The sequence below is a fragment of the Comamonas testosteroni genome (genome assembly GCF_000761245.1).
GTDB classification, from domain to species: Bacteria; Pseudomonadota; Gammaproteobacteria; order Burkholderiales; family Burkholderiaceae_C; genus Comamonas; species Comamonas testosteroni_C.
In genome coordinates, this window is record NZ_AWOR01000001.1 from 103440 (window position 1) to 125802 (window position 22363).

20 protein-coding genes are annotated in these 22363 nt (G+C 62.5%); 12 read left to right on the plus strand and 8 right to left on the minus strand.

Annotation, left to right across the window (positions count from 1 at the left end):
* Window positions 1-180 precede the first annotated feature (180 nt).
* The gene (tyrS, locus tag P353_RS00425; protein ID WP_034364168.1) at window positions 181-1413 is read left to right on the plus strand and encodes a tyrosine--tRNA ligase; all 1233 of its coding nucleotides are present in this window, start codon (window positions 181-183) and stop codon (window positions 1411-1413) included.
* 195 nt (window positions 1414-1608) lie between these two features.
* Here tyrS and P353_RS00430 read toward each other — a convergent pair whose 3' ends face one another.
* Window positions 1609-2589, minus strand: coding sequence for a LysR substrate-binding domain-containing protein (locus tag P353_RS00430; RefSeq protein WP_034365349.1), 981 nt, complete (start codon window positions 2587-2589; stop codon window positions 1609-1611).
* A gap of 104 nt (window positions 2590-2693) precedes the next feature.
* On the opposite strand from P353_RS00430, the gene glmU reads away from it, so the two are divergent.
* Both glmU and P353_RS00440 read left to right on the plus strand, forming a co-directional pair.
* Window positions 2694-4151: a bifunctional UDP-N-acetylglucosamine diphosphorylase/glucosamine-1-phosphate N-acetyltransferase GlmU gene (glmU, locus tag P353_RS00435; RefSeq protein ID WP_034364170.1), complete on the plus strand. Its 1458-nt coding sequence runs from the start codon at window positions 2694-2696 to the stop codon at window positions 4149-4151.
* Window positions 4151-4948 carry a sensor histidine kinase gene (locus tag P353_RS00440; protein ID WP_052084610.1) on the plus strand — a complete coding sequence of 266 codons (798 nt, stop codon included), beginning with the start codon at window positions 4151-4153 and terminating at the stop codon, window positions 4946-4948. Before glmU ends, P353_RS00440 begins: the two co-directional genes overlap by 1 nt.
* Window positions 4949-4952: 4 nt before the next feature.
* Here P353_RS00440 and P353_RS00445 read toward each other — a convergent pair whose 3' ends face one another.
* Both P353_RS00445 and P353_RS00450 read right to left on the minus strand, forming a co-directional pair.
* On the minus strand, window positions 4953-6086 hold the full coding sequence (locus tag P353_RS00445) for a diguanylate cyclase AdrA (protein WP_034364172.1): 1134 nt from the start codon (window positions 6084-6086) through the stop codon (window positions 4953-4955).
* Between the two features lie 127 nt (window positions 6087-6213).
* On the minus strand, window positions 6214-6714 hold the full coding sequence (locus P353_RS00450; RefSeq protein WP_034364174.1) for an Lrp/AsnC family transcriptional regulator: 501 nt from the start codon (window positions 6712-6714) through the stop codon (window positions 6214-6216).
* Window positions 6715-6850: 136 nt separating this feature from the next.
* Here P353_RS00450 and glmS point away from each other — a divergent pair, with 136 nt between their 5' ends.
* Window positions 6851-8767, plus strand: coding sequence for a glutamine--fructose-6-phosphate transaminase (isomerizing) (gene glmS / locus P353_RS00455; RefSeq protein WP_034364176.1), 1917 nt, complete (start codon window positions 6851-6853; stop codon window positions 8765-8767).
* A gap of 398 nt (window positions 8768-9165) precedes the next feature.
* Here glmS and P353_RS00460 read toward each other — a convergent pair whose 3' ends face one another.
* The 4 genes from P353_RS00460 to P353_RS00475 all read right to left on the minus strand — a co-directional run bounded on the left by P353_RS00460 (window position 9166) and on the right by P353_RS00475 (window position 12872).
* Complete coding sequence (locus P353_RS00460; RefSeq protein WP_034364178.1) at window positions 9166-10461, minus strand: TRAP transporter large permease; 1296 nt, start codon at window positions 10459-10461, stop codon at window positions 9166-9168.
* Window positions 10454-10960 (minus strand): TRAP transporter small permease, encoded by a 507-nt coding sequence (locus tag P353_RS00465; RefSeq protein WP_034364180.1) that lies wholly within the window; start codon window positions 10958-10960, stop codon window positions 10454-10456. Before P353_RS00465 ends, P353_RS00460 begins: the two co-directional genes overlap by 8 nt.
* Before the next feature lie 79 nt (window positions 10961-11039).
* Window positions 11040-12023 (minus strand): TRAP transporter substrate-binding protein, encoded by a 984-nt coding sequence (locus P353_RS00470; protein WP_034364182.1) that lies wholly within the window; start codon window positions 12021-12023, stop codon window positions 11040-11042.
* Between the two features lie 171 nt (window positions 12024-12194).
* The gene (locus P353_RS00475) at window positions 12195-12872 is read right to left on the minus strand and encodes a GntR family transcriptional regulator (RefSeq protein ID WP_012836944.1); all 678 of its coding nucleotides are present in this window, start codon (window positions 12870-12872) and stop codon (window positions 12195-12197) included.
* Window positions 12873-13165: 293 nt separating this feature from the next.
* Between P353_RS00475 and P353_RS00480 the strand changes: the two genes are divergently transcribed.
* The 6 genes from P353_RS00480 to P353_RS00505 are packed head-to-tail and all read left to right on the plus strand — an operon-like array spanning window position 13166 to window position 19665.
* Window positions 13166-13885: a DUF969 domain-containing protein gene (locus tag P353_RS00480; protein ID WP_034364184.1), complete on the plus strand. Its 720-nt coding sequence runs from the start codon at window positions 13166-13168 to the stop codon at window positions 13883-13885.
* Entirely contained in the window at window positions 13882-14835 is a 954-nt protein-coding gene (locus P353_RS00485; protein WP_034364187.1) for a DUF979 domain-containing protein, read from the plus strand. Before P353_RS00480 ends, P353_RS00485 begins: the two co-directional genes overlap by 4 nt.
* 12 nt (window positions 14836-14847) lie before the next feature.
* A complete protein-coding gene (pcp, locus tag P353_RS00490) occupies window positions 14848-15510 on the plus strand; it encodes a pyroglutamyl-peptidase I (RefSeq protein WP_034364189.1) in 663 nt (220 codons plus the stop codon).
* Window positions 15511-15530: 20 nt separating this feature from the next.
* Window positions 15531-16298, plus strand: coding sequence for a LamB/YcsF family protein (locus tag P353_RS00495; protein ID WP_034365351.1), 768 nt, complete (start codon window positions 15531-15533; stop codon window positions 16296-16298).
* Window positions 16299-16303: 5 nt separating this feature from the next.
* A complete protein-coding gene (locus P353_RS00500) occupies window positions 16304-17929 on the plus strand; it encodes an urea amidolyase family protein (RefSeq protein WP_034365352.1) in 1626 nt (541 codons plus the stop codon).
* Between the two features lie 11 nt (window positions 17930-17940).
* Window positions 17941-19665 (plus strand): acetyl/propionyl/methylcrotonyl-CoA carboxylase subunit alpha, encoded by a 1725-nt coding sequence (locus P353_RS00505; protein WP_034364191.1) that lies wholly within the window; start codon window positions 17941-17943, stop codon window positions 19663-19665.
* Window positions 19666-19765: 100 nt separating this feature from the next.
* Here P353_RS00505 and P353_RS00510 read toward each other — a convergent pair whose 3' ends face one another.
* On the minus strand, window positions 19766-20419 hold the full coding sequence (locus tag P353_RS00510) for a TetR/AcrR family transcriptional regulator (RefSeq protein WP_034364192.1): 654 nt from the start codon (window positions 20417-20419) through the stop codon (window positions 19766-19768).
* A gap of 245 nt (window positions 20420-20664) precedes the next feature.
* Between P353_RS00510 and P353_RS00515 the strand changes: the two genes are divergently transcribed.
* Together P353_RS00515 and P353_RS00520 are read left to right on the plus strand one after the other, a co-directional pair.
* Window positions 20665-21546, plus strand: a complete 882-nt coding sequence (locus tag P353_RS00515; RefSeq protein ID WP_034364194.1) for a TauD/TfdA dioxygenase family protein — start codon at window positions 20665-20667, stop codon at window positions 21544-21546.
* Window positions 21528-22298: a class II aldolase/adducin family protein gene (locus tag P353_RS00520; RefSeq protein ID WP_034364195.1), complete on the plus strand. Its 771-nt coding sequence runs from the start codon at window positions 21528-21530 to the stop codon at window positions 22296-22298. Before P353_RS00515 ends, P353_RS00520 begins: the two co-directional genes overlap by 19 nt.
* Window positions 22299-22363 lie beyond the last annotated feature (65 nt).

Genomic DNA, 22363 nt, shown 5'->3' on the forward strand with positions numbered 1-22363 from the left:
ATCCTTGGGAAAGCGTGTCGGTGGAGTTGGTATTTGTTACGACTGACACGTCTCCAGCAGCTCTACCGTGCCATAAGTCCATCCAAAGAGGTCTTTATGAGGGAGCAGTCTAGAATTGACCGTAACACCAAACCTCCAAGTATATCGGCCGCGTCCTACCTCGCCTGCCGAAAAACCCTTATGAATCAATCTGCTGTTACAAGTTTTCCCGTGACCGACAGAGTGAACCAGGCGCTGGAAGTCACTCTGCGTGGAGTCGATGAGCTGCTGCCCAAGGACGAGTGGGTCCAGAAACTGGCCAGGTCCGAAGCCACCGGCGTGCCCCTGCGCATCAAGCTGGGTCTGGATCCGACAGCTCCCGACATTCACCTGGGCCATACCGTGGTGCTCAACAAGATGCGCCAGCTGCAGGATCTGGGTCACCAGGTGATTTTCCTGATCGGCGACTTCACCACGCTGATCGGCGACCCTTCGGGCCGCAACTCCACACGCCCGCCGCTGACGGCCGAGCAGATCAAGCTCAACGCCGAGACCTACTACACCCAGGCCGCCAAGGTGCTGGACCCGGCCAGGACCGAGGTGCGCTACAACAGCGAGTGGTGCGACCAGCTGGGCGCGCGCGGCATGATCCAGCTGTCGGCCAAGTACACGGTGGCGCGCATGATGGAGCGCAACGACTTCCATACGCGCTTTACCGACGGCAGCTCCATCAGCCTGCACGAGTTTCTCTATCCGCTGCTGCAGGGCTATGACTCGGTGGCGCTCAAGTCCGATCTGGAGCTGGGCGGCACCGATCAGAAGTTCAATCTGATGATGGGTAGGCATCTGCAGGCAGAGTATGGTCAAGAGCAGCAGTGTGTGCTCACCATGCCGCTGCTGGTGGGCCTGGACGGCGTGCACAAGATGTCCAAGTCCAAGAACAACTACATCGGCATCACCGAGGACGCCAACACCATGTTCGCCAAGGTGCTGTCGATCTCGGACGAGCTGATGTGGGACTGGTACACCCTGCTGTCCTTCAAGAGCCTGGCCGAGATCGCCGCGCTCAAGGCCGAGATCGAGGCCGGCGGCAATCCCAAGCATGCCAAGGTGGCGCTGGCCAAGGAGATCACCGCGCGCTTCCACAGCGCCGAAGCCGCCGATGCGGCCGAGCAGGATTTCATCAACCGCTCCAAGGGCGGCATCCCCGACGACATCCCTGAAATCAGCCTGCCCGGCGCTCCGCTGGGCATCGGTGCGCTGGTCAAGCAGGCCAATCTGGCTGCATCGACCGGCGAAGCCAACCGTCTGATCGATGGCGGAGGTGTGCGCGTTGACGGCAACGTCATCAGCGACCGCGCGCTCAAGCTGGATGCCGGCACCTTTGTGCTGCAGGTGGGCAAGCGCAAGTTTGCGCGTGTCACGCTGAGCTGAGCGCCCCGAGGCGCCTCGCCTCGTTCGCCTCTTTTGCCTCTTTGGCGTTGAGTGCCACAGGGCAAGGCCTTTGCCGCTGTGGCGCGGTCTAAAGAGGGATGGTAAAAATGAGAGCTGTTTACGCTTGATACATATACGTTTCAAATCAATTTGTATTTGAAATCGTTACAGGTCATGCGCAAGCAGCTCTCTTTTTTATTGAGCCTGCTGGCTCGTGCTCTGCATGGCGTCGCGCGTCTGGCCGGCCTGCTCCAGCAGCCACTGACAGAAGGCCTGCACTTCGGGCCGCTCGCTGCTGCGCGGGCCTTGCAGCAGCCAGTACGACAGGGGCGACGCCAGGCGATGCTCGGGCAATACCTCGATCAGGGTGCCGGCTGCCAGCGCATCGGCCACCAGCGGCAGACGCGCGATGGCCAGGCCCTGGCCCGCCAGCGCGGCCTGCACGATCTGGTGGGCGTAGTTGAAGTACAGCCAGCGCGGCGGCTGCAGCTGGTCGCAGCCGTTGGCGGCAAACCAGCGCTGCCAGCTCAGCCACTCCAGCTGGGGCATGCGGTGCACGTCGCCGGTTTCAATCAGCGTATAGCGGGCCGCATCGGCGGGGCTGCGCACGGCGGGGCCGCTCCTGAGCAGGGCTGGGCTTGCGACCAGCACCAGCTCTTCACCGAACAGGGCCTTTGCTGCGGCATCGGAGACTCCGGCGCTGTAGCGTATGGCCAGGTCCACATCGGTGGTCTCCAGATCCACCACGGCGTCGCCCGTGTCTATGCGAATGTCGATATCGGGATAGGCGCGCTGGAAAGCTTCCAGGCGCGGAATCAGCCACATGGCGGCAAAGCTGGCCCAGGTGGTGATGGCCACGCTCTTGCGGCCCACGGTCTGGCGGATCTGACGCACGGTGGCGTCGATCGACTCCAATGCAGGTTGCACGGCATGCAGCAGCTGGGCACCGGCACCCGTGAGTTCCACGGCGCGCGAATGGCGCAGAAACAGCGGGATGCCAACCTCGTCTTCCAGCGACTGGATCTGGCGGCTGACGGCAGACTGGGTCAGTGCCAGCTCGTCGGCTGCGGCACGAAAGTTCAGGTGTCGGGCTACGGCCACAAAGGCGCGCAGATGGCCGGCGCCGACGGCGCGGGTGCGAAGCAGCGGAGTGGGGCTGGTGGTTGCATGAGGCATGGCAGGGAAAGCATAAGGCGTTTGCGGCCACTGTTGCCTGCGCTTGCAGTTGCCGACCACGGCTATGGGTCGATAATCAGGCGGTTTTCATCCCACAAATCAATATGACTGCACCTCTGGACATCGTCGTCATGGCTGCCGGCAAAGGCACCCGCATGAAAAGCCGCCATCCCAAGGTGCTGCAAAAGCTGGCCGGTCGTGCCCTGTTGCAGCATGTGCTGGATACCGCTGCACAGCTCAAGGCGCGCTCGGCCGTGGTGGTGACGGGCCATGGTGCAGCAGAGGTGGAAGCGGCCATCGCCGCTGCCAATGGCGCGGATGGCGCGGATGGCGCGGATGGCACCCATGGTGCAATGGACCTGAAGTTTGTGCGCCAGGAGCCCCAGCTGGGAACCGGCCATGCCGTGCAGCAGGCCGTGCCTGCACTCAAGGACGATGGTCTGGTCGTGGTGCTGTCGGGTGATGTGCCGCTGACCCAGGCCGATACGCTGCAAGGTCTGCTCGATGCTGCAGGCAGCGACAAGATGGCGCTGCTGACCGTGACCATGGCCGATCCCACGGGTTACGGCCGCATCGTGCGCAACGATGCCGGCACGGTGCAGCGCATCGTCGAGCAAAAGGACGCCAGCGAAGCCGAGCGCGCCATCACCGAGATCTACAGCGGCATCATGGCCGTGCCAGCCAGGCATCTGACGGCCTGGCTTGCAAAGCTCGACAACAACAATGCCCAGGGCGAGTACTACCTGACCGATATCGTCGCCATGGCCGTGGCCGACGGCGTGCCCGTGGTGGGCCACCGCATTGCCGATGCACTGCAGGTGGCGGGCGTCAACAGTCCGCTGCAACTGGCAGAGCTGGAGCGCGCCCACCAGCTGCGCCAGGCGCGCGAGCTGATGGAGCAGGGCGTGCGCATGGCCGATCCTGCGCGCTTCGACCTGCGTGACGATGCCCGCGGCACCAAGGCCAGCCTGAGCTGCGGCCAGGATGTGGAAATCGACGTGAACTGCATCTTTGCCGGCAAGGTGACGATTGGCGCCGGCGCCAGGATTGGGGCCAACTGCCATCTCAGCAATGTGAGCATTGCCGACGATGCCGTGATCCACCCCTTCACGCACATCGATGGCGAGAAGGCCGGCGTGGAAGTGGGCCAGGGCGCGCTGATCGGCCCGTTTGCCCGCCTGCGCCCCGGAGCCAGACTGGGCCGCGAAGTGCATATCGGCAACTTCGTGGAAGTGAAGAACTCCACCCTGGCCGACGGCGCCAAGGCCAACCACCTGGCCTATCTGGGCGACGCCACGGTGGGCGAGCGCGTGAACTATGGTGCAGGCAGCATCACCGCCAACTATGACGGCGTGAACAAGCACCGCACCGTGATCGAGGCCGATGTGCATATCGGCAGCAACTGCGTGCTGGTGGCTCCGGTGACCATTGCCGCCGGCGGCACGGTGGGCGGTGGCTCCACCGTGACCAAGGATACGGAGGCAGGAGCGTTGACGGTAGGACGTGGCAGGCAGGTCAGCATCCGCAACTGGAAGCGCCCCGAGAAGCTGCCCAAAGCCTGATGGAACAAGTGCAGCAGACTTTTGGCTGCGTGGCGCCGCAGACGCTGGACGAAGCGCTGGCGCTGCTGGCCAGGCGCGAGGCCGAGCTGGCCGCCTTGCGCATGGCCCAGCAGGAATGGATGCATGCCGTCTCGCATGATTTGCGGGCGCCGCTGCGCCATCTGCTGGCGTTCAATCCGCTGGTGGCCGAGTTGCTGGAGTCCGCCAGCCCCAGTGCCGAGGACCTGGAGGAGGCGCGCAGCTTCTTGCAGACCATGGAGCAGTCCTCCCAGCGCATGGCGGCCATGTTCGACGGGTTGCTGCAGCTGAATCGGGTTCAGGGCCATGTGCTGCAGCTTCAGCCCGTGGACTTGCAGGCCTTGCTGCTCGGTATTGGGCAGCGTTTGCAGGCTGGCTCGAAAGGCCGAAGCATCGAGTGGTGTCTGCCTGCTGCAGCGCCCATGTTGCAGGCCGATCCTCATCTGCTGGAGCAGGCTTTGAGTGCGGCCCTTGCCAATGCCGTCAAGTTCACGCGCACCATGTCTTTGGCGCGCATTCAGGTCGATGTGCAGCGCGACGGGCAAGGCGGTTGCTGCATCTCGGTGACGGACAACGGAGTCGGCTTCGAGCAGGCGCGCGCGGGCAAGCTGTTTGGCGTCTTTCAGCGCATGCATCGCGAGGCCGAGTTCGAGGGCCTCGGCGTCGGTCTGGCACTGGTGCGAGATGTCTGTCGCCGTCATGGCGGCGAGGCGGAAATTCAAGCCCAGCTCAATGCGGGATGCCAGTTGCAGATGCACTGGCCCACCTGCCTGCCCTGAGTGCTCAGACCACGTCGCGGTCCAGGCTTTCCTGGCCGGCACTTGCCGGGCTGATTCGCGTGGATTCCGGTCGCATGGGCATGGTCGAGGGACTGTGCTGCCGCTCGGGTTGCTGCGTGGCATCCATCACCTGGTCGCGCCCGCCGCTCTTGGCGCTGTAAAGCGCACTGTCGGCCGCTTTTATCCACTCGGTCACCGAGCCAAAACCCTCATCGGCTGCAGCAACGCCGATACTCGCACTGATGTGCAGCTGTGGATATTCGCGAATGCGTATCTGAGCAATTTTCTCGCAAATACGCATGGCAACCGAATATGCCTCCTTGGCCGTGGTGTGCTTGCAAAGCACGGTGAATTCATCGCCGCCGTAGCGCCCTGCAATATCGTTGCTGCGCAGGCTGTTTCTAATCGCCAGCCCGATCATTTTCAAAACATCGTCGCCCACAATATGGCCGTACAGATCATTCACGCTTTTGAAACGGTCAATGTCAATCACCAGCAGGCAGGTCTGCTCCTTGACGGTGCGGTGCTGGTGCAGCGCGGCACGGGCTTTCTTCCACCAGTAGTCGCGGCTGTATACCGTGGTCAGCGGATCAATGCGCCCCAGTAACTTGAGCTGCAGGTTCTGCCTGGCCAGAGTCTTGAGCATTCGGCTGTTGGACCAGCTTGCATAGGCGCTGTGCAAAATGATCAGCGGCAGCAGACTCAGTTGCACCGCCAGTGGTGCGTCCCATTGCGGGGTGGGCTTTATGGCGATGCTCATGAACAGCATGCCGCACAGCAGCGCGATCAAGGAAGGCAGCCAGCGGCGCTTCAAACCGGTATAGAAGCGGTCGGCCACGCCGATGGCCAGAATGCAGATGCTGGGCAGCAGGCTCCAGTGCATCAGAGAAATCCAGCAGCCGACGATCAGCGCATCTATCAGAGAATTGAAATACTCCGCATGGAACTGATCCTGTTGCCGGCTCGAATGCAAAAAAGCAATATGCGGCCATAGCAGCGCACTGACCGTCGTGAATGCCCACCAGGCGAGATTGGTCGGGAGATATGACAGGCTCGCAGCCACCACCGCTCCGCCCAGTGCCATATAAGAGGCGCGCAGAGGGTAGGTCCGGCGGTGAATATCTCGATGCAAGGGCATCTGGTGGAATTGGCTTAAGTCAAGGTTGCGAGAATAATCTAATTAATACAATTTGTATCAAGTATTGAGGGGCTTGCGCGGCATCCGCACCACACATGGCGGTTCAAAAATAAAGGCGTGCAAGTCCCTAATGATTGGGGACGGGCAAGGGCAGTGCGGTACTGAATTTGGCTCGCTTGATGCTGAAGAAGGCCTTGACATTGCGCACATTGGCATCCTGCGTGAACAGCTTCTGGCTCAATGCCAGGTAGGCGGGCATATCGATGCTGGCAATAACGAGGATGAAGTCGGGGCCGGGAGAGACGCGCCAGCATTGCTGCACGCCGGGTTCGGCCACGGCTTTGTGCTCGAATTGCAGCAGTGAGCTGCTGTCTTGTCGGTCCAGCGAGACTTCCACAATGGCCTGCAGGCCATGACCGGTGAGGCGGGCGATGTGTTCGCTGCTCAGAATGGCGACTTGTTTCTCGATCAGGCCCAGCTCCTGCAGGCGCTTGACCCGGCGCAGGCAGGTAGGGGCAGACAGGTCGAGATGCCGGGCCAGGGCCTGGTTGCTCAGGCTGGCATCCAGCTGCAATTGCTGTAGCAGTTGCAAGTCGATGTCGTCGAGATTGATGGAATTTTCATTCATTTATATGAATTTTATTGAATAAATAATCAATATTCTAATTCGATGAAATTTTCAATCATTTCGTTGCTTTTATTGATTGAAAATTTTCCATTGCAACCGTTAGCATGCTCGCTCAAACAACCTAAGGTGTACCTCTATGTGTGGCATTGTTGCTGCGGTGTCTCATCGCAATATCGTTCCGGTTCTGGTCCAGGGTCTGCAGCGACTCGAGTATCGCGGTTATGACTCCTGTGGGGTGGCGGTGCAGGCCACTGACGCCAACGGCTTGAGCCTGGGGCTGCAGCGTGCGCGTTCCACCGCCCGCGTGGCCGAGCTGATGGAGCAGGTCAAGACCGAACATGTGGAAGGTTTCACCGGCATTGCCCATACCCGCTGGGCCACCCACGGCGAGCCTGCGGTGCGCAATGCCCATCCGCACTTCAGCCATGGCCCCGGCATCTCGCCCGTGGCCGATACCGATGCACCGGCACGCGTGGCCCTGGTGCACAACGGCATCATCGAGAACTACGAAGCCCTGCGCACCGAGCTGCAGGCCAAGGGCTATGTATTTGCCAGCCAGACCGATACCGAGGTCATTGCGCACCTGGTGGACAGCCTCTACAGCGGCGATCTTTTCGAAGCCGTGCAGGCCGCGACGGCCCGTCTGCATGGCGCCTATGCGATTGGCGTGATGCACCGGGACGAGCCCCAGCGCGTGGTCGGTGCCCGCGCCGGCTCGCCGCTGATTCTGGGTGTGGGCAAGGACGGCGCGGAGCATTTCCTGGCCAGCGACGCGATGGCGCTGGCGGGTGTGACCGACCAGATCGTGTACCTGGAAGAGGGCGATCTGATCGATCTGCAGCCGGGACGCTACTGGGTCATCAGCAGGAGCGGCGAGCGCCTGACGGAGCAGCAGCGTCCGGTCAGGACCGTGATGGCTCACAGCGGCGCAGCCGAACTGGGCCCTTATCGCCACTACATGCAAAAGGAAATCTTCGAGCAGCCGCGCGCCCTGGGCGATACGCTGGAAGGCCTGAAGAACATTGCCCCTGAGTTGTTTGACGGCGTCACCTCGGAAGGCAAGACCGGCGCGGCGGCTTGGCGCGTGTTCAAGGAGATCGACCGGGTCCTGATTCTGGCCTGCGGCACCAGCTATTACAGCGGCTGCACGGCCAAGTACTGGATAGAGGCGATTGCCGGCATTCCCTGCAATGTGGAAGTGGCCAGCGAGTACCGCTATCGCACCAGCGTGCCCGATCCCAAGACGCTGATCGTGACCATCAGCCAGTCGGGCGAGACCGCTGATACATTGGCGGCCTTACGTCATGCCCAGAGCCTGGGCATGAAGCACAGCCTGACCATCTGCAATGTGGCCACCAGCGCCATGGTGCGCGAGTGCGAGCTGGCCTATATCACGCGCGCCGGCGTGGAAATCGGCGTGGCATCGACCAAGGCCTTCACGACGCAGCTGGCCGGCCTGTTCCTGCTGACGCTGGCGCTTGCTCAGTCCAAGGGACGCCTGGCGGAAGACAAGGAGCAGCAATATCTGACGGCCATGCGCCACCTTCCCGTTGCCCTGCAATCCGTGCTGGCGCTGGAGCCGCAAATCATCAGCTGGGCTGAAGACTTTGCGAAAAAAGAAAACGCACTGTTCCTGGGTCGCGGCATTCACTACCCCATTGCACTGGAAGGTGCACTCAAGCTCAAGGAAATCAGCTACATCCACGCCGAGGCCTATCCCGCCGGCGAGCTCAAGCATGGCCCGCTGGCACTGGTGGACAGCCAGATGCCTGTGGTCACCGTGGCACCCAACGACGAACTGCTGGAAAAGCTCAAGAGCAATATGCAGGAAGTGCGTGCCCGCGGCGGCGTCCTTTATGTGCTGGCCGATGCCAAGACCAATATCGAAAGCAGCGAAGGCATGCATGTGATCCGCATGCCCGAGAACTATGGTGCCCTGAGCCCCATCCTGCACGTGGTGCCGCTGCAGCTGCTGGCCTATCACACGGCGGTGGCACGCGGCACCGATGTGGACAAGCCGCGCAACCTGGCCAAGTCGGTCACGGTGGAATAAGCCTATTGCTTCGTGCCACGAAAAAGCGCTCCATGGGAGCGCTTTTTTGTTGTGGCATTGCAGGTGGATGGCTGGCTTCAGCGCTGGCTAGACTCCTGCTGCCTTGAAGACCCGGCGCAGTACCTGCATGGGCAGAAATTTCACGCGGCGGCGTTTGAGTTCATGTCGGTAGAGGCGCTCCCTCTCAATGAAGTTGATTTTTTCTTTCATTGCGATGTGTCTGGATGGCTAACCCAACTAATCTAACAGCGTAGTGCGCATTTTTCGTAACACCCTGTCAGAGGGATTCGACATCCACACCCCGGCGCTGAAGTCCGCATGTCCTGGCATGCATGCAGCCATCCTGGCTCGCCCATGACAAACGCCCCTTTCGGGGCGTTTGTGCAGAGCGATTTTGCTTACATATTATTGGGCAGCACGGTCACGATCTGCGGGAAGAACCACAGTATGACCAGTGCCAGCACCATCAGCAGGAAGTACGGTGCGCAGACGCGGGCCAGATAGGTGATCTGCTTGCCCGTCATGCCCTGGAGCACGAACAGGTTGAAGCCCACCGGTGGCGTGATCTGGGCGGTCTCCACCGTGATCACTAGAAAGATGCCGAACCACAGGGGGTCGATTCCTGCGGCCTGGATGATGGGCAGAACCACGCTGGAGGTCAGCACAATGGTGGAGATGCCGTCCAGAAAGCAGCCGATGAGAATGTAGAACAGGCCCAGCACCGCAATCAGCATGGCAGGCGACAGGTTCAGGCTGCCCACGTATTGGGCCAACTGGCGTGGCAGACCGATATAGCCCATGGACAAGGTCATGAAGGCTGCACCGGCGAGGATCAGCGCAATCATGCAGTACAGACGGGTGGCTCCGAACAGCGATTCCTTGAAGTTCTTCCAGCTCAGAGCTCCTTGCAGGGCTGACAGAATCAGCGCTCCCATCACGCCTATGCCGGCCGCTTCGGTCGCCGTGGCAATGCCGCTGTAGATGCTGGCAATCACGCCCGAGATCAGCAGCACGACGGGGATCAGGTGCCGCGACTCGTAGACTTTTTGCCTGAAGCTCATGGAGCTGTCGGCCTTGGGCACCTTGTCCGGGTTCATCAGGGCCCAGACCACGATCCAGCCGCTGAACATCAGTGCCAGCATGATGCCTGGCAGCACGCCCGCCATGAAGAGCTTGGAGATCGACAGCTCGGCCGACACGCCATAGACGATCAAGATGATGGAGGGCGGGATCAGCAGACCCAGTGTGGCGGGGCCTCCCAGCGAGCCGATCACCATGTTCTCGGGATAGCCGCGTTTGCGCAGCTCGGGCACATTCATCTTGCCCACGGTGGCGCAGGTGGCGGCCGAGGAGCCGGAGACCGCCGCAAAAATCGTGCAGCCGATGACATTGGTGTGCAGCAGGCGGCCCGGCAGCGCATTGACCCAGGGCGCCAGACCGCGAAACATGCTCTCGGACAGATTGGTGCGGTAGAGAATCTCGCCCATCCAGACAAACAGCGGCAAGGCCGTCAAGGTCCAGCTGCTCGCAGAGCCCCAGATGGTCATGGCCATGGCATCGCCCGCAGCGCGCGCGGTGAAGAATTCCATGCCGAACCAGGCAACGCCTGCCAGAGTCAGTCCGACCCAGACACCGCCGCCAAGCAGGACCAGCAGTACCACGATCAGTGCAATGCTTGCGGTGATTTCATTCATGAGGGGTTCCCTCCTTCTCTACCGCCTTGCGTTTGCCCAGCAGCTCCAGCACCAGTTCGTCGCAGAACGCGATGAAGAAAACAATCGTGCCCAGAGCCATGAAAATCTGCGGAATCCACATCGGTGTGGCGTCTATGCCCACGGAGATGTCTTCGATCTCCCAGGACTGCCAGACCAGGCGCGTGGAATAGAAAGCCAGAAAGGCCGAAAGAATGGTGGCGATGCCAAGGGCGGTCAGCTCCAGCGCCTTGTAGGCCTTGCCCTTGAGTGCACCGAGCAGCAGGGTGACGCGGATATGTTCACCTTTCTTCAAGGTGCTGGCCAGGGCCATGAAGCCGGCGCCCGCCATGGCGTAGCCTGCGTAGGCATCGGTGCCCGGGGCGCTGAAGCCAAAGAGTCGGCTGGTGATGGTCAGAAGCACCATCGCCAGCACGCCGATCATGGCGATGCCGGCAAGCCAGGCACTGCCGTCATAGAGGCCGTTGAGTAACTTGCGCATGCTTGTCTTCCTGAGGGGATGAGGTCATCGGCCACCGGCCCCGAATGCCGGGGCCGGGCGAGCCGATGCAATCTGCGCCTTACTTGCCAGCCTTGTAGCCGTCGAGAATGGCCTGGCCGTCAGCGCCGGCCTTGTCCGTCCATTCCTTGATCACGGTCGCACCGATCTTGCCCAGATCTGCCTTGAGCTGGGCGGAGGGCTGCTCGACCTGCATGCCGCCTTGCTTGAGGGCGGCAATCGAGCGCGCATCCACTTCCCTGGACTCTTTCCAGCCGCGCTGCTCGGCGGCGGCAGCGGCCTTGAGCACGGCCTCCTGCGTGCTCTTGTCCAGTGCGCCAAAGGCCTTCTTGCTCACGGTCACGGCATTCTTGGGAATCCAGGCCTGCACGTTGTAGTAGTACTTCAGGCTTTCAAACAGCTTGTTGTCGGCACCGGTTGCGCTGGAGGTGATCAGGCCATCCACCACGCCGGTCGCCAGAGCCTGGGACAGCTCGGCCTCCTGCACGGTCACGGGCTGGGCGCCGATCAGCTCGCCAATGCGGGCTGTGGTCGGGGAGTAGACGCGCCACTTCATGCCCTTGAGATCGGCCGCGGAGTTGACGGGCTTCTTGGTGTAGATGCCCTGGGGAGGCCAGGCCACGGAATACAGCAGCACCTGTCCCTGCTTGTCCAGCAGCTTTTGCAGTGCGGGTTTCTGGGCCTGGTAGAGCTTGTAGGCATCCTCATAGTTGCTCACGAGAAACGGCAGTCCGTCGGTGCCGAAGATCTGCGACTCGTTCTGAAAGCTCACCAGAAAGAACTCGCCCATCTGTGCGTTGCCGGTTTGCACGGCCCGCTTGATTTCGGGCATCTTGAACAGCGATGCACCAAAGTGCGGCGTGATCTTGAGCTTGCCGCCCGTGGCGGCATCCACATCCTTCACGAACAGTTCGTTGTTCTTGGAGTGAAAGTTTCCAGGCCCGTATGCGGTGGCGAAATCCCACTTGGTTTGTGCCATGGCATGACCGGCAATGCCGATGCCGGCGAGCAAGGTGGCGGTGGCGCAGAAAAGGCGACGCTTCATGAAAACTCCTCGGATAAGAGATGCGGACGAATGAACTCAGGCAAGAGTTGTGCCAAAAGTAGCATTTGTCTCAACAAGTATCCATGAGGGATTTCAACGAGTTTTTATGAAGCGTAGGGCGTTGTCTTTATGGTCGCTAGTGAGAAGTGAGGGATTGTTGAACAAAAATGATCAGGGAGCCTTGATTCCTGCTTCTGCCAGACGCCGGGCATAGGCGGCCAAAATGATGCGCTCCGAGTGCACCAGATAGGCACTGAGTTCCTGCGCCGCCTCTGCGGGCCTGCCGGCTTCGAAGATCTGCAAGATCTTCAGGTTCATGCTCACATAGGGTGCATGCAGAAAATGCGGGTCGCGCAGCAGGCCGAAGGCCAGGCGCAGCTCCGCCAGCAGGTGCGAGAACATCTCGTTGAGGCGTTCGCTGTCGGCCAGGGCCACAATGGCTTTGTGAAACGCCATATTGGCGGTACCCACCTCGGACCAGTCCTCGGCCTCGCTGTGCCGCTGGCCGCTTTCCACGGCCTCGCGCATCCGCGTCAGTGCCGGGTGCATGGGGTAAGCCTGTGCAAGGGCCTGGCACTCGATCATGCGCCGCACGCGATAGATATCGATGATGGACGCCATGCTGGGCACGGCCACCGATACGCCCTTGTTGGGCTCATGCACCAGCAGACCTTCCTTGGTCAGCATGCGGAACACCTCGCGCAAGGTGTTGCGCGAAATATCCAGCGCTTCGCTCAGTGCCGCTTCGGACAGACGCTGGCCCGGGCTCAGCACGCCCTTGACCAGCTGGCTGCGTATTTCTTCGGCGATGCGTTCGGTCAGGTTCTGGACCTCTGCGGCGACTTTCATGGCGTTCCCTTTTGGCTGTCGCCAGAGTGTAGCCATCGTTCTGTTGACTCAGAGAAGTCCCAAAGAGTGGTGATACCTAGGGTTTGCTCTATTACAAAGTCTATTTGTTCTGCAAACAATTTCATTTGTGGAATAAATCTAAATAGATTGTTCAACAATTTGAGGGGTGAAGCAGATCTGACACAGAGCTGCCCAGCCTTCTTCAAAAGAGCTGGGCGGGGTTGCCGAGAGCGTTCCCGTCTTTGATAGAGCCCGCCGCGCAGCGGATCAGGGCGTGATTTCCGGAGGCTTCCATGCCTGTAGACGTAAACCTGTGGCCGCTGATCGGCGTGCTCATCATCATTGCCGGCTTCGCGCTGCGCTTTAACCCCATGCTGGTGGTCATCGTGACTGCCATCGGCACAGCCTTTGCGGCGGGCTTTCCGCTGGACAAGGTTCTGGCCGCCATCGGGACCGGCTTCATCAAGACCCGCAATCTGCCGCTCATCATCTTGCTGCCGCTGGCCGTGATCGGCCTGCTGGAGCGCCATGGCCTGCGTCAGCATGCGCAGAACTGGATCAGCTCCATCAAGTCGGCCACCGCCGGCCGCCTGCTGATCGTCTACCTGGCCGCGCGTCAGCTGACGGCAGCCATCGGGCTGACCAGCCTTGGCGGGCATCCCCAGATGGTGCGTCCGCTGCTGGCCCCCATGGCAGAAGGCGCGACGGAAAACCGCTACGGCAAGCTGTCGGGCAAGGTGCGCGAGAAGCTGCGTGCCATGTCGGCTGCCACGGACAACGTGGGCTTGTTCTTTGGTGAAGACATCTTCGTGGCCTTCGGTGCGATCGTGCTGATGACCACCTTCCTGAAGGAGGCGGGCATCGAGGTCGAGCCGATTCATGTCGCGCTGTGGGGCATTCCCACGGCCATCTCGGCCTTTGCCATCCATGCCTTCCGCCTGCATCGCCTGGACAAGCAGCTGGCGCGTGAAATTGCTGCAGAAAAGAAAGTTGCCCAGGGAGAGTCGGCATGACCATCACCATTCAATACCTGTACTACCTCGTCGGCCTGGTGCTGGCGGTGACGGCCGTGATGACGCTGCGCGATGGCAGCAATCCGCGCCGTTTCTCGGCGGGCCTGTTCTGGGCGCTGTATGCGCTGGTGTTCCTCGTCGGTGATCTGCTGCCGCCCGTATGGGTGGGGGCGATCGCGGTCGTCATGGCCCTGATTGCGGGTTTTGGCGGCGTGATGGGCGGCAAGCACCAGCCGCGCACCGATGCGCAGTACCTGGAAAGCGCCAAGCGCCTGGGCAACAAGCTGTTCGTGCCGGCGCTGGCCATCCCGCTGATCACCATGGTGGGTACGCTGTCGGCCAAGCATCTGGTCTTTGGCGGCACTCCCCTGATCGACCCCAAGAACAGCACGCTGGTCAGTCTGGGAATCGGCTGCGTGATTGCGCTGGTGCTGGCCTGCAAGATGACGCGCGAGACACCCGTGCAAGGCCTGCGCGAGTCGCACCGCCTGATCGACGCACTTGGCTGGGCCCTGGTGCTGCCGCAGATGCTGGGCATGCTGGGCCTGGTGTTCTCGGATGCCGGCGTGGGCAAGGCAGTGGCCTATGTGACCACCACCTACATCAACATGGATGTGCGCTTTGTGGCCGTGGCCGTGTATGTGATCGGCATGGCGCTGTTCACCGTCATCATGGGCAATGGCTTTGCGGCCTTTCCGGTGATGACGGGTGGTGTGGGCGTGCCCGTGCTGGTTGGCGTCTACCATGGTGACCCGGCCGTGATGGCTGCGGTCGGCATGCTGTCGGGCTACTGCGGCACCTTGCTCACGCCCATGGCGGCCAACTTCAACCTGGTGCCCGCGGCACTGCTGGAAATTGACAAAAATGCCGTCATCCGTGCGCAGGTTCCCACGGCCATCACGCTGCTGATCGTCAATGTGTTCCTGCTCAACTTTTTGATGTTCCGATAAGAGAGAGTTGCCATGACTGCCGCTGCCAAGCGAATCCTGCTGACCGGCTTTGAGCCCTTCGATAAAGATAGCGTCAACCCCTCGTGGGAAGTGGCGCGCGCGCTGGACGGCGAGCTGATTGCGGATGGCGTGGTGCATGCCGTGCAGCTGCCCTGCGTGTTCGGCGCGGCCATGGCGGCGCTCGATGAGGCGCTGGCGCGGCTGCAGCCGGCGCTCATCATCAGCCTGGGGCTGGCCGGTGGGCGATCGGAAATCACGCCGGAGCGCGTGGCCATCAATATCGACGATGCCCGCATTCCGGACAACGCGGGCCATCAGCCCGTCGATCAGTGCGTGGTGCGCGATGCGCCCGCGGCCTACTTCTCGACCCTGCCCATCAAGGCCATGGTGCGCCATCTGCGTGACGCGGGCATTCCGGCTTCGGTATCGAACACGGCGGGCACTTTTGTCTGCAACCATGTGTTCTATGCCCTGATGCACAGGCTGTCGCGCCGTGCCGGCCCCGGCGTGCGCGGGGGCTTTATTCACATACCGGCGCTGCCGCAGCAGGCCGCGCGCCAGCCCGGCATGGCCAGCATGGCGCTGGAGACACAGATTCAGGGCATACGCACAGCCATTCATACGGCCATGACGGTGCAGCAGGATTTGCTGGAACACGCAGGTCAGCTGCATTGATGCCGACCGGGAGACGAATGATGAAAATGGATTTGAACAGCGATCTGGGCGAGAGCTTCGGCGCCTGGCGCATGGGCGACGATGCAGCCATGCTGGACATCGTCAGCAGCGCCAATGTGGCCTGCGGTTTTCATGCCGGCGACGCGGCCGGGATACTGGCCACGCTCAGGGCCGCCAAGGCGCGCGGCGTGGTCGTCGGCGCACATGTGGCCTACCGCGATCTCTCGGGTTTCGGGCGTCGCAACATGGATGTGGCCAGCGGTGATCTGGTGGCCGACGTGATCTACCAGATCGGCGCTCTGCAAGGTCTGGCGCAGGCGGCCGGCACCAGCGTCCAGTACGTCAAGCCGCACGGCGCGCTCTACAACACCATTGCCCAGGACAGGCGTCAGGCCATGGATGTGATCAACGCCATCAAGGCCATCGATCCCACGCTGGTGCTGATGGCGCTGGCAGGTGCGCCCCTGATAGCCTGGGCCCGCGATGCGGGCCTCTGCGTAGTGGCCGAGGCCTTTGCCGATCGCGGCTATACGTCTGACGGCGCCCTGGTCTCGCGCCGCGAGCCCGGTGCGGTGCTGCACGACGAAAACCTGATTGCCCAGCGCATGCTGACCCTGGTGCGTGAGGGCGTGATCGAGGCCGTGGACGGCTCTTTGGTGCGTGTGCAGGCCGACTCCATCTGCGTGCACGGCGACAGCCCCGGTGCCGTGGCCATTGCGCGCAACATCCGCCAGCGTTTCGAGCAGGAGGGCGTGCAGATCACCTCCTTTGTGGGCACCGCGCCATGAGTGCCATGCGCTTTTTGCCCGTCAACCGCCACGCCATCCTGGTGGAGCTGGCCGACCTGCAGCAGACGCTGGTGCTGCTGGGGGCCTTGCAGGCTACTCCCATAGAAGGCGTGCAGGAGCTGGTGCCTGCTGCACGCACCATTCTGGTTCAGTTCGCGCCCCATATCATCGGCGCGGCGCAGCTGGTGCGGCGCATTGCTGCCTGCGATCTGAGCGGCAGCGTGCAGCGCTCGGACGTGCTGGTGCAGATTCCCGTGCGCTATGACGGCGAGGACCTGGCCGAAGTCGCGCAGATACTGGGCATCACCGCCGAAGAGGTGGTGCGCCGCCACACGGGCAGCGAATGGTCGGTGGCCTTTACCGGCTTTGCACCGGGCTTTGCCTATCTGAGCGGCGGAGACCCCGTCTTCCAGGTGCCGCGCCGGGCCACGCCACGCACCAAGGTGCCGGCGGGTGCCGTGGCGCTGGCCGGCAGCTTCAGCGCGGTCTATCCACAGGCAAGCCCCGGCGGCTGGCAGATCATTGGCGTCACCGATGCCGCGATGTGGGATCTGGCGCGCGATCTGCCGGCCTTGCTGCAGCCCGGCTATCGCGTGCAGTTTGTCGATATCGCTACGCAAAAGGGAGCTGTTAGCGCTCTATCCAATTCGATTTCAGATAGAAAAGTATCTGAAATAAAGAATGATCAAGCGCAAGCAGCTACGAATTTCAATGACTGCGCCTTGCGCGTGCGCGCCACAGGCCTGCTTACGCTGTTCCAGGACCGGGGTCGCCACGGCCAGGCCGGGCAGGGCGTGTCGGCTTCGGGTGCCATGGATCAGGCCGCGTTCAAGGCGGCCAACCGGCTGGTCGGCAATGCCAGCCATTTGCCGGTGCTGGAGACGGTAGGCGGCGGCCTGTCGCTGCAAAGCGTGGGCGAGAACGTAGTGGCCGTGACCGGCGCAGACGCTCCTCTTGGCATCACCACGGCCGACGGGCGCCGCTGGTCTGCGCCGCGCCATGCCGCGATTGCGCTGGCCGATGGCGACACGCTGAGCCTTGGCCAGCCCGTGGCCGGTGCCCGCTGCTATGTGGCGGTGCGCGGCGGCTATGAGGTGGCTCCCGTGCTGGGCAGCGCATCGACGGACACCCTGGCCCATGTCGGCCCGCCCGCCCTGCACGGCGGCCAGTTGCTGGCGGTGCTGCCGGCCCGCCATGCCGTGGTGGCCGAGCTGGCCCTGCCGGTGCCGGAGCTGCCAGCCCCGGACGGCGAGGTGGTGCTGGATGTGGAGCTGGGCCCGCGCACCGACTGGTTCACGCCCGAGGCCGTGGCCTTGCTGGCTGCCCAGCGCTGGCAGGTCACGCCCCAGTCCAATCGCGTGGGCCTGCGCCTTGCCGGCGAGCAGGCGCTGACGCGCGCCGTGACCAGCGAGCTGCCCAGCGAAGGCACGCCGCTGGGGGCCATCCAGGTTCCGGCCAGCGGCCAGCCCGTGCTGTTTCTGGCCGACCACCCGCTGACCGGCGGCTATCCCGTGATTGGCTGCGTGGCACCCCATCATCTGGATCTTGCGGGACAGATTCCCGTAGGGGCCTGGATTCGTTTTAACCCCATCCGCGCCTTTGCAGAGCTGGTGCCTGCAGCCGCCGATTGAGGAGTGAGTTGATGAAAAAAGTTCTGATTGCCAACCGTGGCGAGATCGCTGTGCGCATCGCACGAGCCTGCGCCGACTACGGCGTGAAGTCCGTCGCCGTCTATGCCGACGCCGATATCGATGCCCTGCATGTGCGGCGTGCCGATGAAGCCTACGGCCTCGATGGCGACAAGAGCGCCGACACCTATCTGAACATCGCCAAGCTGATTGCGATTGCCAAGCGTGCCGGTGCCGATGCCGTGCATCCCGGCTATGGCTTTCTGTCCGAGAGCGAAGCCTTTGCGCAGGCCGTGCTGGATGCGGGTCTGATCTGGATCGGCCCGCGCCCCGACACCATTGCCAAGCTGGGCGACAAGGTCGAGGCGCGCAAGATTGCGCTGCAGGTCGGAGCGCCGCTGGTGGCCGGTACGCCCGATCCCGTCAAGGATGCCGACGAAGTGCTGGCCTTTGCCCAGCAGCATGGTCTGCCCATCATCATCAAGGCTGCTTTTGGTGGCGGTGGCCGTGGCATGAAGATCGCCTGGCGCATGGACGAAGTGGCCGAGCTGTATGCCTCTGCCGTGCGCGAGGCGGTGACGGCTTTCGGCCGCGGTGAATGCTTTGTGGAGCAGTTCCTCGACAAGCCGCGCCATATCGAGGCGCAGGTGATTGCCGACACGCACGGCAATGTGGTGGTGCTGGGCACGCGCGACTGTTCGCTGCAGCGCCGCAACCAGAAGCTGGTGGAAGAGGCTCCTGCCCCCTTCATCACCGAGGCCCAGCGCGAACGCATTCACAGCGCGGCGAAGGCGATCTGTGCGCAAGCCGGCTATGTCAGCGCCGGCACCGTGGAGTTTCTGCTCAGCGGCAACGGTGCCATCTCCTTCCTTGAGGTCAATACCCGCCTGCAGGTCGAGCACACCGTGACCGAGGAAACCACGGGCATCGATCTGGTGCAGGAGCAGCTGCGTGTGGCCGACGGCCTGCCGCTGTCTTTCACGCAGACTCCGGCGCCGCGCGCCCATTCCATCGAGTTCCGCATCAATGCAGAGGATGTGGGGCGCGGCTTTTTGCCCACGCCGGGTCTGATCACGCGCTTTGCGCCTCCTTCGGGGCCGGGTGTGCGACTCGATTCGGGCGTCGAAACCGGCTCGGTGATTCCCGGCTCCTTCGACTCCATGATGGCCAAGCTCATCGTCACGGGGGCCACACGTGAGCAGGCCCTGGCCCGTGCGCGCCGCGCACTGGCCGAGTTCCGGATCGAGGGCGTGGCTTCGGTGCTGCCCTTCCACAAAGCCGTGCTGAATCAGGCCGACTTTGTGGGGACTACGGGCTTCAATGTCCACACCCGCTGGATAGAGACCGAATTTGCCGAGCCACTGGCCGCAGCCGCCCGCGCCGAACCTGTGGCCGATACCAGCCTGCTGCGCACCGCCATCGAGATCGACGGCCGCCGCGTGCAACTGGGCCTGCCCGCCATGCTGCTGCAAGGTCTGTCTGCGTCGACGACGGGCGTGGCTCAGGCCGCCGCGCAGCAAAGCGTGGACCCTGATGCGGTCATCTCGCCGATTGCCGGCAATCTGCATGCCTGGAAGGTCGCCGATGGCGATGAGGTCAAGGAAGGCGACGTGATCGCAGTGATGGAAGCCATGAAGATGGAGATGCAGGTCTCGGCCCACAAGAGCGGCCGTGTCACCTTGGCCGCCCAGGCAGGCACTGCGCAGACCTTGAGCGCCGTGATCGCACATATCCGATAGGCCCCGCCAGGTCAGGCCCGACCAGGCCAGGTCAGGCCCGGCCAAGTCAGACTTGGCCAGCCCCGCTCGAAGCGCGACCTCTGTGTCGCGCTTTGTTTTTCTAGCCTCGCTTCACGCAGCTCATGGCCATGGCCACCAGTGCGTCGAGAAACTCGGGTGAGCGGGCCTGCTGCGGCACATCGTGCACGGCGCTGTGGATGATCTCGCGCAGGCCCTGGCCCAGCAGATAGGCAGCCAGTGGCAGGTTGTCGGTCTGCACCTGCGAGCCATACATCTGCAGCAGTGGCAGCCAGGTGGTGTTGATGAATTCCTCCCGGCTGGCCTGCGGTGCATGCCACAGCCCCAGATGCAAGGCCGTGCGATAGCGCGTGTGGAAAGCATGGCTGAGATGATGCAGGCGCTGCTCGACCCGGATCATGTTCGCAAAGATCTGGCGCAATATGGCTTCGAGCGACAGGCCCTGCAACTGCTCGCGCATCTGGAAAAGCTGCTCGGATTCCTGATCGAGCAGGCGTTCATACACTGCCGCAATCATGGACTCCTTGTTGGGAAAGTACTGGTAGATAGAGCCCACGGCAGCACCCGATACCTCCGCAATGCGATTGACCGTGATAGCGTCCTCGCCCTCTTTTTCGAGAAGGCGCAAACAGGCTTCGGCAATGGCATCAACCAGCGCTCTGGAGCGTGCCTGCACAGGCTGTTTGCGCGGTTGCGGCAACTGGTCCTTGGGGCGTGGGGTGGTGGGCGCGTCCATGAAATGCAAGTCCTGTCTTCGGTTTATCTGTTGGTGCTGATTTTTTCTTTTTCCATCAATGACTTGCGACGTCTTTGAGGGGGCTGGAATGCGAGTGGAAAAACGCACTCCCTCTGCCTAGACTTTGTATCAGGCCGCTCACCATCCTAGCGCTAAGGAGCGGCCCCGACAGAGCCTGAGGCAGACGCTGTGCAGGAGACAGAAGCGCTGCACTCGGGCAAGACATTGCATAGAGGAGAAAGCCCATGTCATCCCCCATCTCGGTTCAGATTCTCGGCCCGCGCATCGGTGCCGAAGTGCTGAAGCTGGACCTGGCAGACCCGTTGTCTGCGCCAACCCTGCAGGCGCTGGAAGCCGCCCTGCTCAGACATGAAGCACTGGTGCTGCATGTGCCCGATATGACGCCCGACCAGCATCTGGCGATTGCCCGGCATTTTGGCGAGGCCGAAGTCCATACCTTCTATCCCAATCTGGGGCAGGGCTATGAGCAGATCACAGTCATCGACTCCAAGCTCGGCGACCGCGCCGATATGTGGCACCACGACGAGAGCTTTCTGCCCAGTCCGCCCATCGTCACCATGACCCATGCGCGCATCCTGCCGCCCACGGGGGGAGATACCTGCTGGATCAGCATGACCAGTGCCTACGATGCGCTGTCGCCGCAGATGAAGCAGTACCTCGATGGTCTGAGTGCCTGGCATGACATGAACAGGCCCATGACGGCGGCGCTGCAGCATGGCATCTGCACGCACGAGCGCTATGTGGAAGTGGTCGCGCAGAACCGTCGCCAACTGCACCCCATGGTGCGCGTGCATCCGCTCACGGGGCGCAAGGCGCTCTACGTCAGCCCCACCTATGTCACGCATATAGACGGCCTGCCGCAGGCCGAAAGCCTTGCCATCCTGGCCTATCTGCACGCGCACTGCATGCAGGTGGAGTTCCTGTTCAAGCACCGCTGGACATTGGGTGACATGGTGATCTGGGACAACCGCAGCGTGGTGCACAACGCCATCATGGACTACGCCCCGCACCAGCGCCGCATGCACCGTGCATCGGTGTTTGCCCACCAGCAAGCGGTTGCCCAGAAGCACCACGAACAGGAGGCCGCATGCGCCACGACGGTTTGAATCGGGAACTGCTGTCCAGATACGCGCCGCGCGCGGGTCGCAAGCCGCTGCTGCCAGCGCTCAGTGATCGCCAGCAGCTTGCGCTGTTGTGCCGCGTGCTCTCGCGCGAAGGCTATAACGACCATATCGCGGGCCACATCACCCTGCGCCTGGATGACGGCAGCTATCTTGCCAATCCCTGGGAGCTGACCTGGAGCGAGCTGACGGCCTCGGACATCCTGAGGCTGGATGCACAAGGCCAGGTGATCGAGGGCGACTGGAACATCACTCCGGCCATCCGGCTGCACATGGACGTGCATGAAAAGCGCCACGATGTGCGCGTGGTCATCCACAACCATCCCGAATGGAGCTCGGTCTGGTCGGCCACGGGCAAGGTGCCACCGGTCTATGACCAGACCTCGGCCCTGGTCGATACCGACCCCGTGGTCTATGACGAATACCGTGGCACGGTAGAGCAGCGCGAGCTGGGCAATGCCGTGGCCAGCGCATTGGGCCAGAGCAAATGGGCGCTGCTGGCCAATCATGGTGCGCTGGTGGTGGGCGAGAGCATTCGACAGGCCCATCTGCGGGCCATCACGCTGGAGTGGCGCTGCCGCCTGGCCTGGCGCGTGCAGGCGCTCGGTGGCGGCACTCCCTTGAGCGATGCCGTGATCCAGGCGACCGGAGCGCGCACCGACCTCAACGGCTTTCCCTTTCTCTGGGAGGCCATGTGCCGCGAGGAAATCCGCAGAGATTCCTGCGTGCTGGACTAAGCCCGCTCTGGCTTCCCGCCCGATGCTGGCGGGAAGCGAAGACTGCATCGATCTACCGGAAGCCC

Excerpts from the sequence above, each read along its gene's own strand:
- tyrS (WP_034364168.1), top strand. The coding sequence starts at position 181 with ATGAATCAATCTGCTGTTACAAGTTTTCCCGTGACCGACAGAGTGAAC.
- P353_RS00430 (WP_034365349.1), bottom strand. The coding sequence starts at position 2,589 with ATGCCTCATGCAACCACCAGCCCCACTCCGCTGCTTCGCACCCGCGCC.
- glmU (WP_034364170.1), top strand. The coding sequence starts at position 2,694 with ATGACTGCACCTCTGGACATCGTCGTCATGGCTGCCGGCAAAGGCACC.
- P353_RS00440 (WP_052084610.1), top strand. The coding sequence starts at position 4,151 with ATGGAACAAGTGCAGCAGACTTTTGGCTGCGTGGCGCCGCAGACGCTG.
- P353_RS00445 (WP_034364172.1), bottom strand. The coding sequence starts at position 6,086 with ATGCCCTTGCATCGAGATATTCACCGCCGGACCTACCCTCTGCGCGCC.
- P353_RS00450 (WP_034364174.1), bottom strand. The coding sequence starts at position 6,714 with ATGAATGAAAATTCCATCAATCTCGACGACATCGACTTGCAACTGCTA.
- glmS (WP_034364176.1), top strand. The coding sequence starts at position 6,851 with ATGTGTGGCATTGTTGCTGCGGTGTCTCATCGCAATATCGTTCCGGTT.
- P353_RS00460 (WP_034364178.1), bottom strand. The coding sequence starts at position 10,461 with ATGAATGAAATCACCGCAAGCATTGCACTGATCGTGGTACTGCTGGTC.
- P353_RS00465 (WP_034364180.1), bottom strand. The coding sequence starts at position 10,960 with ATGCGCAAGTTACTCAACGGCCTCTATGACGGCAGTGCCTGGCTTGCC.
- P353_RS00470 (WP_034364182.1), bottom strand. The coding sequence starts at position 12,023 with ATGAAGCGTCGCCTTTTCTGCGCCACCGCCACCTTGCTCGCCGGCATC.
- P353_RS00475 (WP_012836944.1), bottom strand. The coding sequence starts at position 12,872 with ATGAAAGTCGCCGCAGAGGTCCAGAACCTGACCGAACGCATCGCCGAA.
- P353_RS00480 (WP_034364184.1), top strand. The coding sequence starts at position 13,166 with ATGCCTGTAGACGTAAACCTGTGGCCGCTGATCGGCGTGCTCATCATC.
- P353_RS00485 (WP_034364187.1), top strand. The coding sequence starts at position 13,882 with ATGACCATCACCATTCAATACCTGTACTACCTCGTCGGCCTGGTGCTG.
- pcp (WP_034364189.1), top strand. The coding sequence starts at position 14,848 with ATGACTGCCGCTGCCAAGCGAATCCTGCTGACCGGCTTTGAGCCCTTC.
- P353_RS00495 (WP_034365351.1), top strand. The coding sequence starts at position 15,531 with ATGAAAATGGATTTGAACAGCGATCTGGGCGAGAGCTTCGGCGCCTGG.
- P353_RS00500 (WP_034365352.1), top strand. The coding sequence starts at position 16,304 with ATGCGCTTTTTGCCCGTCAACCGCCACGCCATCCTGGTGGAGCTGGCC.
- P353_RS00505 (WP_034364191.1), top strand. The coding sequence starts at position 17,941 with ATGAAAAAAGTTCTGATTGCCAACCGTGGCGAGATCGCTGTGCGCATC.
- P353_RS00510 (WP_034364192.1), bottom strand. The coding sequence starts at position 20,419 with ATGGACGCGCCCACCACCCCACGCCCCAAGGACCAGTTGCCGCAACCG.
- P353_RS00515 (WP_034364194.1), top strand. The coding sequence starts at position 20,665 with ATGTCATCCCCCATCTCGGTTCAGATTCTCGGCCCGCGCATCGGTGCC.
- P353_RS00520 (WP_034364195.1), top strand. The coding sequence starts at position 21,528 with ATGCGCCACGACGGTTTGAATCGGGAACTGCTGTCCAGATACGCGCCG.